Source organism: Streptomyces malachitofuscus, from assembly GCF_055571035.1.
The window spans coordinates 74001-86927 of sequence record NZ_JBVIGA010000028.1 but is presented as its reverse complement, the minus strand read 5'-3'; the positions used below and the strand labels follow the sequence as shown (position 1 = coordinate 86927).

The following is a 12927-nucleotide window of genomic DNA, read 5'->3' as shown; positions in this document are numbered from 1 at the left end:
TCGGGGAGCGAATTGATGTACGACTACGACCTCCTGGTCGTCGGATCGGCCAACGCCGACCTGGTGATCGGTGTCGAGCGCCGGCCGGGCGCCGGCGAGACGGTGCTCGGCTCCGACCTGGCCGTCCACCCGGGCGGCAAGGGCGCGAACCAGGCGGTCGCGGCCGCCCGGCTCGATGCCCGTACGGCCCTGCTGGCGCGGGTCGGCGACGACGGGCACGGGCGGCTGCTGCTGGACTCGCTGCGGGCGGCCGGGGTGGACACGGTGGGCGTGCTGGTGGGCGGGGCGCCCACCGGGGTCGCGCTGATCACGGTGGACCCGTCGGGGGACAACAGCATCGTCGTCTCCCCCGGCGCCAACGGCCGGCTGACCCCGGGGGACGTGCGGGCGGCCGCGAGCCTGTTCCACGCCTCCCGGGTGGTCTCCGCGCAGTTGGAGATCCCGCTGGAGACGGTGGTGGAGACGGTGCGCAGCCTGGCGCCGGGCAGCCGGTTCGTGCTGAACCCGTCCCCGCCGCGTCCGCTGCCGGCCGAGGTGCTGGCGGCCTGCGATCCGCTGATCGTCAACGAGCACGAGGCGAAGGTCATTCTGGGTGACGCCGCCGGGGTGAGTGACGAGCCCGAGGACTGGGCGCGGCTGCTGCTGGCGAAGGGCCCGCGTTCGGTGGTGGTGACGCTGGGCGGCGAGGGCGCGCTCGTGGCCACCGGCAACGGGGTCGCCCGGGTTCCGTCCGTCAAGGTGCACGCCGTGGACACCACCGGTGCGGGTGACGCGTTCACCGCCGCGCTGGCCTGGCGGCTGGGCGCGGGCGAGTCGCTCGCCGAGGCGGCGGCGTACGCGGCCCGGGTGGGGGCGGCGACGGTCACGAAGGAAGGGGCGCAGGTGTCCTTCCCGACGGCGGCGGAGGTCGCCGCGCTGTGAAGAAGCACGGGATCCTGAACCGGCGTCTCTCCGGCGCCCTGGCCGAACTCGGGCACGGCGACGGGGTGCTGGTGTGCGACGCCGGGATGCCGATACCCGACGGGCCGCGCGTGGTGGACCTGGCCTTCCGGGCCGGGGTGCCGTCCTTCGCCGAGGTGCTGGAGGGGCTGCTGGCGGAGCTGGTGGTGGAGGGCGCGACGGCCGCCGCCGAGGTGCGGGCCGCCAATCCGGCGGCTGCCGGGCTGCTGGCGGGCCACTTCCCCGGCCTCGCGCTGGTGCCGCACGAGCGGCTCAAGGAGCTGGCCGCCGGCGCCCGGCTCGTGGTGCGCACCGGTGAGGCACGGCCGTACGCGAACGTGCTGCTGCGCTGCGGGGTGTTCTTCTAGAGGCGGGCGGGACACGACGGAAAAAAATCGAGGGGGCCCGGTCCGTCGACCGGGCCCCCTCGGTTCCCTCCCCTGTCAGAACCCCCCAGATTCCCCCCGGGTCCCCTCCCAGAAGTCCTGACACCCAGTACGACCCGCGAGGTCGCGGGAGGGTTGTACGGTCCTGGAGGAATGTCGTGTCCGTCGTATGGGGGCGGGGTTCCTTACCATGGCTCCCTGGGCAGAAATCGGCCGTCCGGTGCGCGTTGGGGGCGTATGGCGATGCTGGTGCAGGAGTTACGGACCGACGTGGTCGCGCCCGCCGAACGGTGGGATCTCTGGCAGGACTTCGCCACCCGGACGCATGTGCCCAATCTGCTGCGCAGTGAGCGCAGCGAGGACTTCCTGGCCGTGATGCGGGTCCTGTCGCTCGGGGACCTGCAGATCGCCGAGCTGGACCTGCCGCATCTGGACACCGTGCGCACACCGCGCACCATCCGGCGGTTCGATCCCGAGGCGCTTCAGATCAACTGCCAGCTGTCCGGCGACGGCGGAATGGTGCAGGACGGCACCGAGGCGGTGTTCGGGCCGGGGCACCTCGTGATGGCCGACACCAGCCTCCCGTACGACGCGCGCATCAACCGGACGTCGCGGCGGTCCACGACGGTGGTCGTCAGCCTGCCCCGGGCTCGCCTCCCGCTGCCGCCGCGCGCCGTACGGCGGCTGCTGGCGGTACCGGTCGCGGTGGACCGGGGCATGGGCGGCGCGCTGCACCGCTGGCTGACCGACGTCGCCCGGCGGATGGACGAGTTCGGCGAGGCGGACGCGCCGACGCTGGCCTCGGTGACCACGGACCTGCTCGCCTCCGTGCTCGGCGGATGCGCGGGCGCGGAGGACGCGCTCCCCCCGGAGTCCCGCCGACGCGCCCTGCACACCCGGATCCGGGACTACATCGACCGGAACCTGGGCGATCCGTCCCTGTCCCCGGCGACCGTCGCGGCGGCCCACGGCATCTCGGTGCGCCATCTGCACCAGCTGTTCGCCGCGGAGGGCGACGCCCCGGCGGCCTGGATCCGGCACCGCCGGCTGGAGCGCTGTCGGCGTGATCTGGCCGACCCCCGGCTCCGGGGCCGCTCCGTCCATTCCATCGCCGCGCGGTGGGGGTTCACGGACGCGGCCACGTTCAGCCGCGTCTTCCGCCGCGCGTACGGCATGACGCCGACCGATCACCGGCACCACCAGGCGAACCAGTAGCACCCGGGGGTGCTTCTTCTGCCGGAATCGACAAGATCCCTGCACGGACCGTCAAGGATTCAAGCGTCGGGTGCCCTCATGCTGGTGCCTGTGCACAGTGGGGGCTGTGCACTGCGGGGAGCAGGGGGGAAGCAACGTGCGGTGCCGGCGAACGTCGGCGTCCGATCCGGCACCGCACGGCTTGCGCCTCGCCCAAGCCTGGAAATGGCGGGGTGCGCCGTGTCAACCCGCGTGCTTCAGGAAGCGTGCTGTCGTTTCGGTGAGGACCTCTCGGCCGTTTCTTGCCCAGAGGGTTTCGTTGAAGAGTTCCACCTCGATGGGGCCGGTGTAGCCGGCCGCGTCCACGTACCCCTTCCACTCCCGCATGTCGACCGCGCCGTCGCCGATCTGGCCGCGGCCGTTGAGGACGCCCTCGGGCAGCGGGGTGGTCCAGTCGGCGAGCTGGAAGGTGTGGATACGGCCCTGGGCGCCCGCGCGGGCGATCTGCGCGGGGGCCTGGTCGTCCCACCAGATGTGGTACGTGTCGACCGTGACGCCGACCTGGCGAGCCGGGAAGCGTTCCGCGATGTCCAGGGCCTGGGTGAGCGTCGAGACCACGCACCGGTCGGAGGCGAACATGGGGTGGAGGGGCTCGATGGCCAGTCTCACCCCGTGCTCCTCGGCGTAGGGGCCGAGTTCGGCGAGTGCGTCGGCGATGCGCTCGCGGGCGCCGCGCAGGTCCTTGGAGCCGGCCGGGAGGCCGCCCGAGACCAGGACCAGGGTGTCGGTGCCCAGGGTGGCCGCCTCGTCGACGGCACGGCGGTTGTCGGCCAGGGCGGCGGCCCGTTCGCCGGGATCGATCGCGGTGAGGAAGCCGCCCCGGCACAGGGTCGTCACCGCCAGGCCCGCGTCGCGGACCAGCTTCGCGGTCGCGTCCAGCCCGTACGCCCGGACGGGCTCCCGCCACAGGCCCACGCCCGGTACGCCCAGGTCCCGGCAGGCGTCGACGAGGTCCGGCAGGGACAGTTGCCTGACCGTCATCTGGTTGATGCTGAAACGGGCGAGGCCGTCGGTCATGGGGTCACTCCGTACAGGTGCAGCAGGGTCCTCATCCGGTCCTCGGCGAGTTTCGGGTCGGGGAACAGGCCGAGGCGGTCGGCGAGTTCGTAGGCGCGGGCGAGGTGCGGCAGGGAGCGCGCCGACTGCAGGCCGCCGACCATCGCGAAGTGGGACTGGTGGCCGGCCAGCCAGGCGAGGAACACCACGCCCGTCTTGTAGAAGCGGGTGGGCGCCTGGAAGAGGTGGCGGGAGAGTTCGACGGTGGGGTCGAGGAGGGCGCGGAAGCCCTCCGTGTTCCCGGTGTCGAGGACGCGGACCGCCTCCGCCGCGAGCGGGCCCAGCGGATCGAAGATGCCGAGCAGGGCGTGGCTGAAGCCCTGCTCGTCGCCCGCGATCAGCTCCGGGTAGTGGAAGTCGTCGCCGGTGTAGCAGCGCACGCCCTGCGGAAGGCGGCGGCGCAGCGCCACCTCGCGCCCGGCGTCCAGGAGGGAGACCTTGATGCCGTCGACCTTGTCAGGGTGGGCGGCGATGACGTCCAGGAAGGTGCCGGTGGCCGTGTCGAGGTCGGACGAGCCCCAGTAGCCGTCAAGGGCCGGGTCGAACATGGGGCCCAGCCAGTGCAGGATCACCGGCTCGGCGGCCTGGCGGAGGAGGTGGCCGTAGACCTCCAGGTAGTCGTCCGGACCCTTGGCCGTCGCGGCGAGGGCGCGGGAGGCCATCAGGATCGCCTGGGCGCCGGACTCCTCGACGACCGCGAGCTGTTCCTCGTAGGCCGCGCGGACCTCGTCGAGGGTCGCCGGGCCGGCGAGCTGGTCGGTGCCGACGCCGCAGGCGATGCGGCCGCCCACCGCCTTCGCCTCTGCGGCGGAGCGGCGGATCAGCTCGGCCGCGCCGGCCCAGTCCAGGCCCATGCCGCGCTGGGCGGTGTCCATGGCCTCGGCGACGCCCAGGCCGTGCGACCACAGGTGGCGGCGGAAGGCGAGGGTGGCGTCCCAGTCGACGGCCGCCGGTGAGTCGGGGGTGGTGTCGGCGTACGGGTCGGCGACGACGTGCGCGGCGGAGAAGACCGTACGGGAGGTGAAGGGGACGCCGGGGGTGGTCGTCGTGAGGGGCTCGGTGCGGGGTTCGTAGGCGCGCAGGGTGCCGTCCGGGCCGGGCAGGTGGAGGGTCACAGGGCGATCTCCGGTACGTCGAGGCGGCGGCCCTCGGCCGAGGACCGCAGGCCCAGTTCGGCGAGCTGGACGCCGCGGGCGCCGGCCAGCAGGTCCCAGTGGTAGGGGGCGTCGGCGTAGACGTGGCGGAGGAACAGTTCCCACTGGGCCTTGAAGCCGTTGTCGAACTCGCCGTTGTCCGGGACCTCCTGCCACTGGTCGCGGAAGACCTCGGTGGCGGGGATGTCCGGGTTCCAGACCGGCTTGGGGGTGGCGGAGCGGTGCTGGACGCGGCAGTTGCGCAGACCGGCGACGGCGGAGCCCTCGGTGCCGTCGACCTGGAACTCGACGAGTTCGTCGCGGTTGACGCGCACCGCCCAGGAGGAGTTGATCTGGGCGATCACGCCGCCGTCGAGCTCGAAGACGCCGTAGGCGGCGTCGTCGGCGGTGGCGTCGTAGGGCTTGCCGTTCTCGTCCCAGCGCTGCGGGATGTGGGTGGCGGTGAGGGCCTGGACGGACTTCACGCGGCCGAACAGCTCGTGCAGCACGTACTCCCAGTGCGGGAACATGTCGACGACGATGCCGCCGCCGTCCTCCGCGCGGTAGTTCCAGGAGGGGCGCTGGGCCTCCTGCCAGTCGCCCTCGAAGACCCAGTAGCCGAACTCGCCGCGCACGGACAGGATGCGGCCGAAGAAGCCGCCGTCGATGAGGCGCTTCAGCTTGAGCAGGCCGGGGAGGAAGAGCTTGTCCTGGACGACGCCGTGCTTGATGCCGGCGGCGTTGGCCAGGCGGGCGAGTTCCAGGGCCCCGTCGAGGCCGGTGGCGGTGGGCTTCTCGGTGTAGAGGTGCTTGCCCGCGGCGATCGCCTTCTTGAGCGCGTCCTCACGGGCCGAGGTGACCTGGGCGTCGAAGTAGATGTCAATGGTGTCGTCGGCGAGGACCGCGTCCAGGTCGGTGGAGACGTGGTCGAGGCCGTGGCGTTCGGCGAGCGCTTTCAGCGCGTGCTCGCGGCGGCCGACGAGGACCGGCTCCGGCCAGAGCACGGTGCCGTCGCCGAGGTCGAGGCCGCCCTGTTCGCGCAGGGCCAGGATGGAGCGGACGAGGTGCTGCCGGTAGCCCATGCGTCCGGTCACACCGTTCATGGCGATACGCACCGTCTTGCGTGTCACGTCGTTCCCTTCGTACGCGGTCCGCGCGCCGCGTACGCCCCACCCGTCGCGGAACGGGTGACTGGTGAACGTCACAGCAAGCGCTTTCTATACAAGGAGAAGTTAGCCTCTGAACGGCGCTCCGGACAAGACCGTCGCGCGGCCGACTTGTTCGAGGGGGCGAACAAACGGGCGTGGAGCCGTAGGGTCTGCTCGGAACCACGACGAGACGCGCGACCGGAGGACGAGACATGACGGTGACCCTGGCGGACGTGGCGGCGCGCGCACAGGTCTCACCCGCGACGGTGTCGCGCGTGCTCAACGGGAACTACCCCGTGGCCGCGTCCACCCGCGAGCGGGTGCTGAAGGCCGTGGACGAACTCGACTACGTGCTCAACGGGCCCGCGAGCGCCCTCGCCGCCGCCACGTCCGACCTGGTCGGCATCCTGGTGAACGACATCGCCGACCCGTTCTTCGGGATCATGGCGGGCGCCATCCAGTCGGAGATCGGGGGGCCGGGCGGGCGCGCCGGCGGGGAGAGACTCGCGGTCGTGTGCAACACGGGCGGCTCCCCCGAGCGTGAACTCACCTATCTCACCCTGCTCCAGCGGCAGCGGGCGGCGGCGGTCGTGCTGACCGGCGGTGCGATCGAGGACGCGCAGCACAAGGCGGCGATGGACGCGAAACTGCGGAAGCTGGCGGACGCCGGGACGCGCGTGGTGCTGTGCGGGCGGCCGCAGGCGCCGGAGACCGGGGCGATCGCGCTGACCTTCGACAACCGTGGCGGCGGGCAGGAACTCACCGAGCATCTGATCGGGCTGGGGCACCGGCGGGTGGGGTACATCGCGGGTCCCGAGGAACGGACGACCACGCGCCACCGGCTGGAGGGACACCGGGCCGCGCTGGCGGCGCACGGGATCGAGGAGGATGCGCGGTGGACCGTGCACGGGCGGTACGACCGGCGGTCGGGATACGAGGCGACGCTGGAACTCCTGCGCCGTGACCCGTCGTTGACGGCCGTGGTCGCGGCGAACGACTCCGTCGCGCTGGGGGCGTGTGCGGCACTGCGGGACTCGGGGCTGCGGATTCCGGACGATGTGTCGGTGGCGGGGTTCGACGATCTGCCGTTCAGCATCGACGCGGTGCCGGCGCTGACGACGGTGCGGTTGCCGTTGGCGGAGGCGGGGGCCCGGGCCGGGCGGATCGCGATGGGGCGGGAGGAGGCGCCGCTGGGCGGGGTCGCCTCTGTGCGGGGGGAGTTGATGGTGCGGGGGTCCACGGCGGTGCCGCGGGGGTGAGGGGGGTGGGGTTGGCGGGGGTTTCGCGCAGTTCCCCGCGCCCCTGGACGGGGTGACGGGTGCGTTGCCCGGTGCCGGAGCGTGGGGGTTGATCGCGCAGTTCCCCGCGCCCCCGGACGAGGTGACGCGTGCGTTGTCCGGTGCCGGAGCGTGAGGGTTGATCGCGCAGTTCCCCGCGCCCCCGGAGGGGGTTGCCGGAGCGTGGGGGGTTGATCCCCGCGCCCGTCGAGAAGGCTGCCGGTACGGGGGCGTAGTTCGTCGCGCTTCGTGTTGAGGCGGCGGTGCGGGTATCACCCCAGGGGCACGGGGAACTGCGCGACAAGCCACGACGGGCCCGCACCCGGCCCGAGAGCGCCGACACCCGGGTGAGCAAGAGAGGTTGGCCGGGGCCGTCACGGGTAGGGTCCGGTTTCATGAAGCTGGCGTTCTCCACCCTCGGTGTTCCTGGTCTGCCCCTCACCGATGTGCTCGGGCTCGCGACCGCGCACGGCTATCACGGCGTCGAGTTGCGCGCTCACCCGGAGGAACCCGTCCACCCGGGTCTCACTCCCGGGCAACGTGCGGATGTGGCCGCCGAATTCAAGGCGGCCGGTGTCGAGATCCTGGGCCTCGCCGGCTATACACGGGTGGCCGCTCCCGGTGCGGACGAGCCCGTGCTCGCCGAGGTCCGGGCCCTGCTGGACCTCGCCCGTGACGTCGGCGCCCCCTTCGTCCGGGTCTTCCCCGGCGGCGGCACCGAGCAGAGCCCCGAGGAGGCCGACGCCACGGCCGCGCGGCGGCTGGGCACAGCCGCCGAACACGCCGCCGACCTGGGCGTACGCATCCTGCTGGAGACCCACGACTCGCACCGCACGGGCGCCGACGCGATGCGGGTCCTCGGTCTGGTCGGCCACCGCCGGGTGGGCGCGCTGTGGGACGTGATGCACACCTGGCTCGGCGGCGAACAGCCCGTGGAGAGCTTCGCGGCACTCTCCCCACACCTCGGCTATGTCCAGGTCAAGGACATCGCATCCGCCGAGGACACGACTCCGCTCCCGCTCGGCGCGGGGGTGCTTCCGCTCACCGATGTCGTGGAGGTCCTCTCCCGGCACAACTGGGACGGCTGGCTGTGCTGGGAGTACGAGAAGCGCTGGTACGAGGCGGCAGCGCCGTTGCCCGGTCTGCTCAGCCCGGGCCGTGAGCACCTGGCGCGGCTGCTGTCCGAGTCGGCGTGAGGGCGCGCGCGCGAGCCTGGGGTCCCTGAGTCGTGTGGCGGGTACGGGTGCGGGGGATTGTTCGCGCAGTTCCCCGCGCCCCTAGGGTGCTTCACCCACCGGCGTCCGGGCCGCCACCCTCCGTTCCAGCCGGCCCCGGCTGGACGGCGTCACCGACGCCAGCGCCACCCCGCCCACGAGGAGTGCCGCCGCGCACCACCGCAGCGCGGTGACCGACTCGCCCAGGAACAGGGCGGCCGACGACATGCCGAAGACCGGGACCAGCAGGGAGAAGGGCGCGACCGTGGACGCGGGGTGACGGCGCAGCAGCCAGCCCCAGGCGCCGAAGCCGAAAACCGTGGCGACCCAGGCGACGAAGAGCACCGTGCCCGCGCCCTGCAGGTCCAGGCCGCGCAGCGCGTCGAGGCCGGCCGCCGGGCCCTCCAGCAGCAGGGAGAGCGCGAGCAGCGGCAGGACCGGAACCGTGCTCACCCAGATCATGAAGTTGAGGGCGTCCGGGGGTGCCGCCTTGCGGGTGAGGATGTTGGAGACGCCCCAGCAGGCCGCCGCCGCGACCACCAGGGCGAAGCCGAGCAGCGGACCCGAGGTGCCCTCGTCGACCGCCGCCACCCCGATGCCGGCCAGCGCCACCGCCATCCCCACCAGGCGTATGCGGGAGGGGCGTTCGCCGAGGAGCGCGAAGGCGAACAGGGCCGTGAACACCGCCTGGATCTGGAGCACCAGGGAGGACAGGCCGCCCGGCATCCCGGCGTTCATGCCGACGAACAGCAGCCCGAACTTGGCCACGCCGAGCGCCAGGCCCACGCCCACGATCCACTTCCACGCCACCTTGGGCCGCCCCACGAGGAACACCGCGGGCAGCGCCGCCACGAGGAAGCGCAGGGCGGAGAAGAGCAGCGGCGGGAAGTGGTCGAGGCCGACCTCGATGACGGTGAAGTTCACGCCCCACACGGCGGTGACGAGGACGGCGAGAAGCACGTGGGAAGGTCGCATACGTCGAGGATCACCGCCCGTCATACTTCAGCACCAGCGATGATTCCTGCATGGTTGGATGAAGCACCGCTAATCGATCGGGGAGCCGCCGTCATGCTCGACCTCCAGCGTCTGCGCGCCCTGCACGCGGTCTCGGTGCACGGCACCGTCGGCGCCGCCGCCGTGGCGCTCGGGTACACCTCGTCCGCCGTGTCCCAGCAGATCGCCAAGCTGGAGCGGGAGACCCGGACCGTGCTGCTGGAGCGCGAGGGGCGGGGCGTACGGCTGACCGACGAGGCGCATCAACTGGTGCGCGCCGCCCGGGAGCTGATCGCCATCGTGGAGCGGGCGGAGACGGAGCTGGAGGAGCGGCGCGGGGTGCCGGCCGGGCGGCTGACCATCGCCGCGTTCGCCTCGGCGGCGCGCGGGCTGATGCCACCCGTCCTGGCCGACCTGGCCCGCCGCCACCCCGCGCTCGACACCCGGCTCACCGAGATCGACCCCCATCTCTCGGTCGACCTGGTGGCCAAGGGCGCCGTCGACCTCGTGATCGCGCACGACTGGGACATCGCGCCGCTGCCCGCCCCGGCGGGCGTGGAGCAGGCGGTCATCGGGGACGACCTGTGCGATCTGCTGGTGCCTAAGGGGCATCCGTTCGCGGGGCGTACGGCGGTGCGGCGGGAGGAGCTGGGCGGTGAGCGGTGGATCTGCCAGCCGCCGGGGCGGGTCTGCCACGAGTGGCTGGTGCGCACCCTGCGCGCGGCCGGGCACGAGCCGGAGATCGTCCACCAGGCCGACGAGAACCCGACCCTGGTCGCCCTGGTCGCGGCCGGGCTCGGCATCGCGCTGATTCCCCGGCTGGGGCGCGGCCCGCTGCCGGAGGGCGTGGTGGAGGTGCCGCTCGACCCCATGCCCGTACGGCGGCTGTACGCGCTGTGGCGCAGCGGCGCGGCCCGCCGGCCGGCGATCGCGGAGACCGTGCGCACGCTGGGCGAGCACTGGCCCGAGGTGTCGGCGCACACACCCCGCTGACCCCACCGCCGCGACCCACCACCCGACACCCGACGGAGAACGGCACACCCGGCCACACCGACCCGAGGCGTCCACCCCCACACCCCGCCGACCCCACCGCCGCGACCCACCACCCGGCACCCACGGAAGCCGGCACACTCCGGCCACACCGACCGCAGCGACCGCCCACACGCCCCGCCGACCGACCGCCGCAACCCCCACCACCCGGCACCCGACGGAGACCGGCACACCCGGCCGCACCGGCCCGCAGCGACCGCCCACGCGACCCGTCGGCCCCATCCGGAACGCCGGTACCGACTTGGCGGAATCTCAGTCGGCGGGGGAACCCGTCGCCGTCCCGGTCCGTCCCATGGGCAGGTTGCCGGAAGAGTCTCCGTGGTGCGGTGTCGGCCCTCGCTGCCGGCAGCGATCGCTGACCCACCCTCTCCGCCGTGCCGCGGCCGGCAGCACGCCGTCATCGGCGCGCCCCCCTCCCTAGCGCCGATGACGGCCCCTCCCCGTTGCTGCGCTTTCCCTTGACCGGCAGAAACTTCCCGGATATTGGTGACCTTCTGGCAGTTTCCTTCAGCGGATCCCCGGGTCCCCGATCCCCGCGGATCACTTCCAAAAGGAGCGCACGTGCCCGACAGCAGCAGCGGAAGCCCGGGAAACACCGCACGTCCGTCCAGACGCGCCGTCATCGCCGCGACGGCGGGCGTCACCACCGCCCTGGCGGCCGGCGGGACCGCCCACGCGGCCGCCGGTTCCGCCGACCGAGGCAGGCACGACAGAGAGCTGCGCGCCCTCATCTCCCGCATGACCCTGGAGGAGAAGGTCGGCCAGCTGTTCGTGATGCGGGTCTACGGCCACTCCGCGACCGACCCGGACCAGGCCGACATCGACGCCAACCTCAAGGAGATCGGCGTCCGTACGGCCGCCGAACTGCTCGCCAAGTACCGGGTCGGCGGCATCATCTACTTCGCCTGGGCGCACAACACCCGTGCCCCGCACCAGATCGCGGACCTGTCCAACGGCATCCAGAAGGCCTCCCTCGGCCTGTCGCGCGGGCTTCCCGTGCTCATCTCCACCGACCAGGAACACGGCATCGTCGCCCGCGTGGGCGAGCCCGCCACCCTGTTCCCGGGGGCGATGGCCGTCGGGGCGGGCGGCTCCCGCGCCGACGCCCGCAGCCTCGGCCGGATCGCGGGCCGCGAACTGCGCGCCCTGGGCATCCGTCAGAACTACTCCCCGGTGGCCGACGTCAACGTCAACCCGGCCAACCCCGTCATCGGCGTGCGCTCCTTCGGCTCCGACCCGGAGGCCGTCGCCGGTCTCGTCGCGGCGGAGGTCAAGGGCTACGAGTCGTCGCACATCGCCGCCACGGCCAAGCACTTCCCGGGACACGGCGACACGGTCGACGACAGCCACGCCAAACTGCCGTACATCCACCACACCCGCGAGCAGTGGGAGCAGCTCGACGCGCCGCCGTTCCGGGCGGCGGTCGCCGCGGGCATCGACTCGATCATGACCGCGCACATCGTCGTCCCGGCCCTCGACCCCGCAGAGGACCCGGCCACCCTCTCCCGCCCGATCCTCACCGGCATCCTGCGCGAGGAGCTGGGCTACGACGGGGTGGTGGTCACCGACTCCCTCGGCATGGAGGGCGTACGCACGAAGTACGGCGACGACCGGGTGCCGGTGCTGGCGTTGAAGGCGGGCGTGGACCAGCTGCTCAACCCGCCCTCCCTGGAGGTGGCCTGGAACGCGGTCCTGAACGCCGTGCGGGACGGGGAGCTGACCGAGTCCCGGCTCGACGAGTCGATCCTGCGGGTGCTGCGGATGAAGGCGAAACTGGGCCTGTTCGACGACCCGTACGTCTCCCACGCCGGTGTCGACCGCACCGTCGGCACGCGTGCGCACCTGGCCGCCGCCGACCGGATCGCCGAGCGCACCACGACCCTGCTGGTCAACGAGGGCGGCCTGCTGCCGCTGTCCCGGCGCAGCCGGCCGAAGCTGCTGGTGGTCGGCGCCGACCCGGCGTCCCCGTCCGGTACGACGGGACCGCCGACCGGGGTGCTCGCCGGCGCGCTGAACGAGCTGGGCTTCACGGCCACCGCCCTGTCCACGGGCACGGCACCCTCGGCCGCGACCGTCGCCAAGGCGGTGGCGGCGGCCCAGGACGTGGACGCGGTGGTCGTCGGGACGTACAACGTCAGCGCGACCAGCAGTCAGAAGACGCTCGTCGAGCAGCTGCTGGCGACGGGGAAGCCGCTCGTCGCGGTCGCGATCCGCAACCCCTACGACGTGGCCCATCTGCCCGGCGTGCCGGCGTATCTGGCCGCCTACTCCTGGACCGACGTCGAACTGCGGGCGGCGGCACGGGTCATCGCGGGCAAGGCCGACCCGCGCGGGACGCTGCCGGTCCCGGTGCAACGGGCCGACGACCCGGCGACGGTGCTCTACCCGGTCGGGCACGGGCTGCGCTACTAGGGGGTGTCTGACCCAGGGCGGTCCTCCTACCTCGTCGGACGTAGCGCGCGTACGTCACACACCCG

The 12927-nt window shown here is 72.9% G+C and carries 11 protein-coding genes; 7 read left to right on the top strand and 4 right to left on the bottom strand.

The genetic code is table 11. The annotated features are described in order from the left end of the window. The first annotated feature begins 15 nt into the window (after positions 1 to 15). The 3 genes from ACZ44S_RS32675 to ACZ44S_RS32665 all read left to right on the top strand — a co-directional run bounded on the left by ACZ44S_RS32675 (position 16) and on the right by ACZ44S_RS32665 (position 2540). Positions 16 to 921: a ribokinase gene (locus ACZ44S_RS32675; RefSeq protein ID WP_466935606.1), complete on the top strand. Its 906-nt coding sequence runs from the start codon at positions 16 to 18 to the stop codon at positions 919 to 921. Next, positions 918 to 1307, top strand: coding sequence for a D-ribose pyranase (gene rbsD / locus ACZ44S_RS32670; RefSeq protein WP_466935604.1), 390 nt, complete (start codon positions 918 to 920; stop codon positions 1305 to 1307). Before ACZ44S_RS32675 ends, rbsD begins: the two co-directional genes overlap by 4 nt. A gap of 261 nt (positions 1308 to 1568) precedes the next feature. Next, positions 1569 to 2540, top strand: a complete 972-nt coding sequence (locus ACZ44S_RS32665; protein ID WP_466935681.1) for an AraC-like ligand-binding domain-containing protein — start codon at positions 1569 to 1571, stop codon at positions 2538 to 2540. Positions 2541 to 2762: 222 nt separating this feature from the next. Here ACZ44S_RS32665 and ACZ44S_RS32660 read toward each other — a convergent pair whose 3' ends face one another. From ACZ44S_RS32660 to ACZ44S_RS32650, 3 genes are read right to left on the bottom strand one after another with little or no spacing between them, the layout of a single operon-like run. Then, positions 2763 to 3596: a sugar phosphate isomerase/epimerase family protein gene (locus ACZ44S_RS32660; RefSeq protein ID WP_466935602.1), complete on the bottom strand. Its 834-nt coding sequence runs from the start codon at positions 3594 to 3596 to the stop codon at positions 2763 to 2765. Further along, on the bottom strand, positions 3593 to 4750 hold the full coding sequence (locus ACZ44S_RS32655; RefSeq protein WP_466935600.1) for a dihydrodipicolinate synthase family protein: 1158 nt from the start codon (positions 4748 to 4750) through the stop codon (positions 3593 to 3595). The genes ACZ44S_RS32660 and ACZ44S_RS32655 overlap by 4 nt, the downstream gene beginning before the upstream one ends. After that, on the bottom strand, positions 4747 to 5898 hold the full coding sequence (locus ACZ44S_RS32650) for a Gfo/Idh/MocA family protein (protein ID WP_466935597.1): 1152 nt from the start codon (positions 5896 to 5898) through the stop codon (positions 4747 to 4749). Before ACZ44S_RS32650 ends, ACZ44S_RS32655 begins: the two co-directional genes overlap by 4 nt. 230 nt (positions 5899 to 6128) lie before the next feature. Between ACZ44S_RS32650 and ACZ44S_RS32645 the strand changes: the two genes are divergently transcribed. Both ACZ44S_RS32645 and ACZ44S_RS32640 read left to right on the top strand, forming a co-directional pair. Next, positions 6129 to 7175 carry a LacI family DNA-binding transcriptional regulator gene (locus tag ACZ44S_RS32645; protein ID WP_190164305.1) on the top strand — a complete coding sequence of 349 codons (1047 nt, stop codon included), beginning with the start codon at positions 6129 to 6131 and terminating at the stop codon, positions 7173 to 7175. A 413-nt stretch (positions 7176 to 7588) separates the two neighbouring features. Further along, positions 7589 to 8389 (top strand): sugar phosphate isomerase/epimerase family protein, encoded by an 801-nt coding sequence (locus ACZ44S_RS32640; RefSeq protein ID WP_466935595.1) that lies wholly within the window; start codon positions 7589 to 7591, stop codon positions 8387 to 8389. Positions 8390 to 8470: 81 nt separating this feature from the next. On the opposite strand, the gene ACZ44S_RS32635 is transcribed toward ACZ44S_RS32640, so the two are convergent. Continuing rightward, positions 8471 to 9382, bottom strand: coding sequence for an EamA family transporter (locus tag ACZ44S_RS32635; RefSeq protein ID WP_466935592.1), 912 nt, complete (start codon positions 9380 to 9382; stop codon positions 8471 to 8473). 93 nt (positions 9383 to 9475) lie between these two features. Here ACZ44S_RS32635 and ACZ44S_RS32630 point away from each other — a divergent pair, with 93 nt between their 5' ends. After that, a complete protein-coding gene (locus ACZ44S_RS32630) occupies positions 9476 to 10393 on the top strand; it encodes a LysR family transcriptional regulator (protein WP_466935590.1) in 918 nt (305 codons plus the stop codon). Between the two features lie 618 nt (positions 10394 to 11011). After that, positions 11012 to 12862 carry a glycoside hydrolase family 3 protein gene (locus tag ACZ44S_RS32625; RefSeq protein WP_466935588.1) on the top strand — a complete coding sequence of 617 codons (1851 nt, stop codon included), beginning with the start codon at positions 11012 to 11014 and terminating at the stop codon, positions 12860 to 12862. Positions 12863 to 12927: the final 65 nt, after the last annotated feature.

What these genes read in the sequence shown, in the direction of transcription:
- ACZ44S_RS32660 (WP_466935602.1), bottom strand. Translation starts at nt 3,596, where the DNA reads ATGACCGACGGCCTCGCCCGTTTCAGCATCAACCAGATGACGGTCAGG.
- ACZ44S_RS32675 (WP_466935606.1), top strand. Translation starts at nt 16, where the DNA reads ATGTACGACTACGACCTCCTGGTCGTCGGATCGGCCAACGCCGACCTG.
- ACZ44S_RS32665 (WP_466935681.1), top strand. Translation starts at nt 1,569, where the DNA reads ATGCTGGTGCAGGAGTTACGGACCGACGTGGTCGCGCCCGCCGAACGG.
- ACZ44S_RS32645 (WP_190164305.1), top strand. Translation starts at nt 6,129, where the DNA reads ATGACGGTGACCCTGGCGGACGTGGCGGCGCGCGCACAGGTCTCACCC.
- ACZ44S_RS32635 (WP_466935592.1), bottom strand. Translation starts at nt 9,382, where the DNA reads ATGCGACCTTCCCACGTGCTTCTCGCCGTCCTCGTCACCGCCGTGTGG.
- ACZ44S_RS32640 (WP_466935595.1), top strand. Translation starts at nt 7,589, where the DNA reads ATGAAGCTGGCGTTCTCCACCCTCGGTGTTCCTGGTCTGCCCCTCACC.
- ACZ44S_RS32630 (WP_466935590.1), top strand. Translation starts at nt 9,476, where the DNA reads ATGCTCGACCTCCAGCGTCTGCGCGCCCTGCACGCGGTCTCGGTGCAC.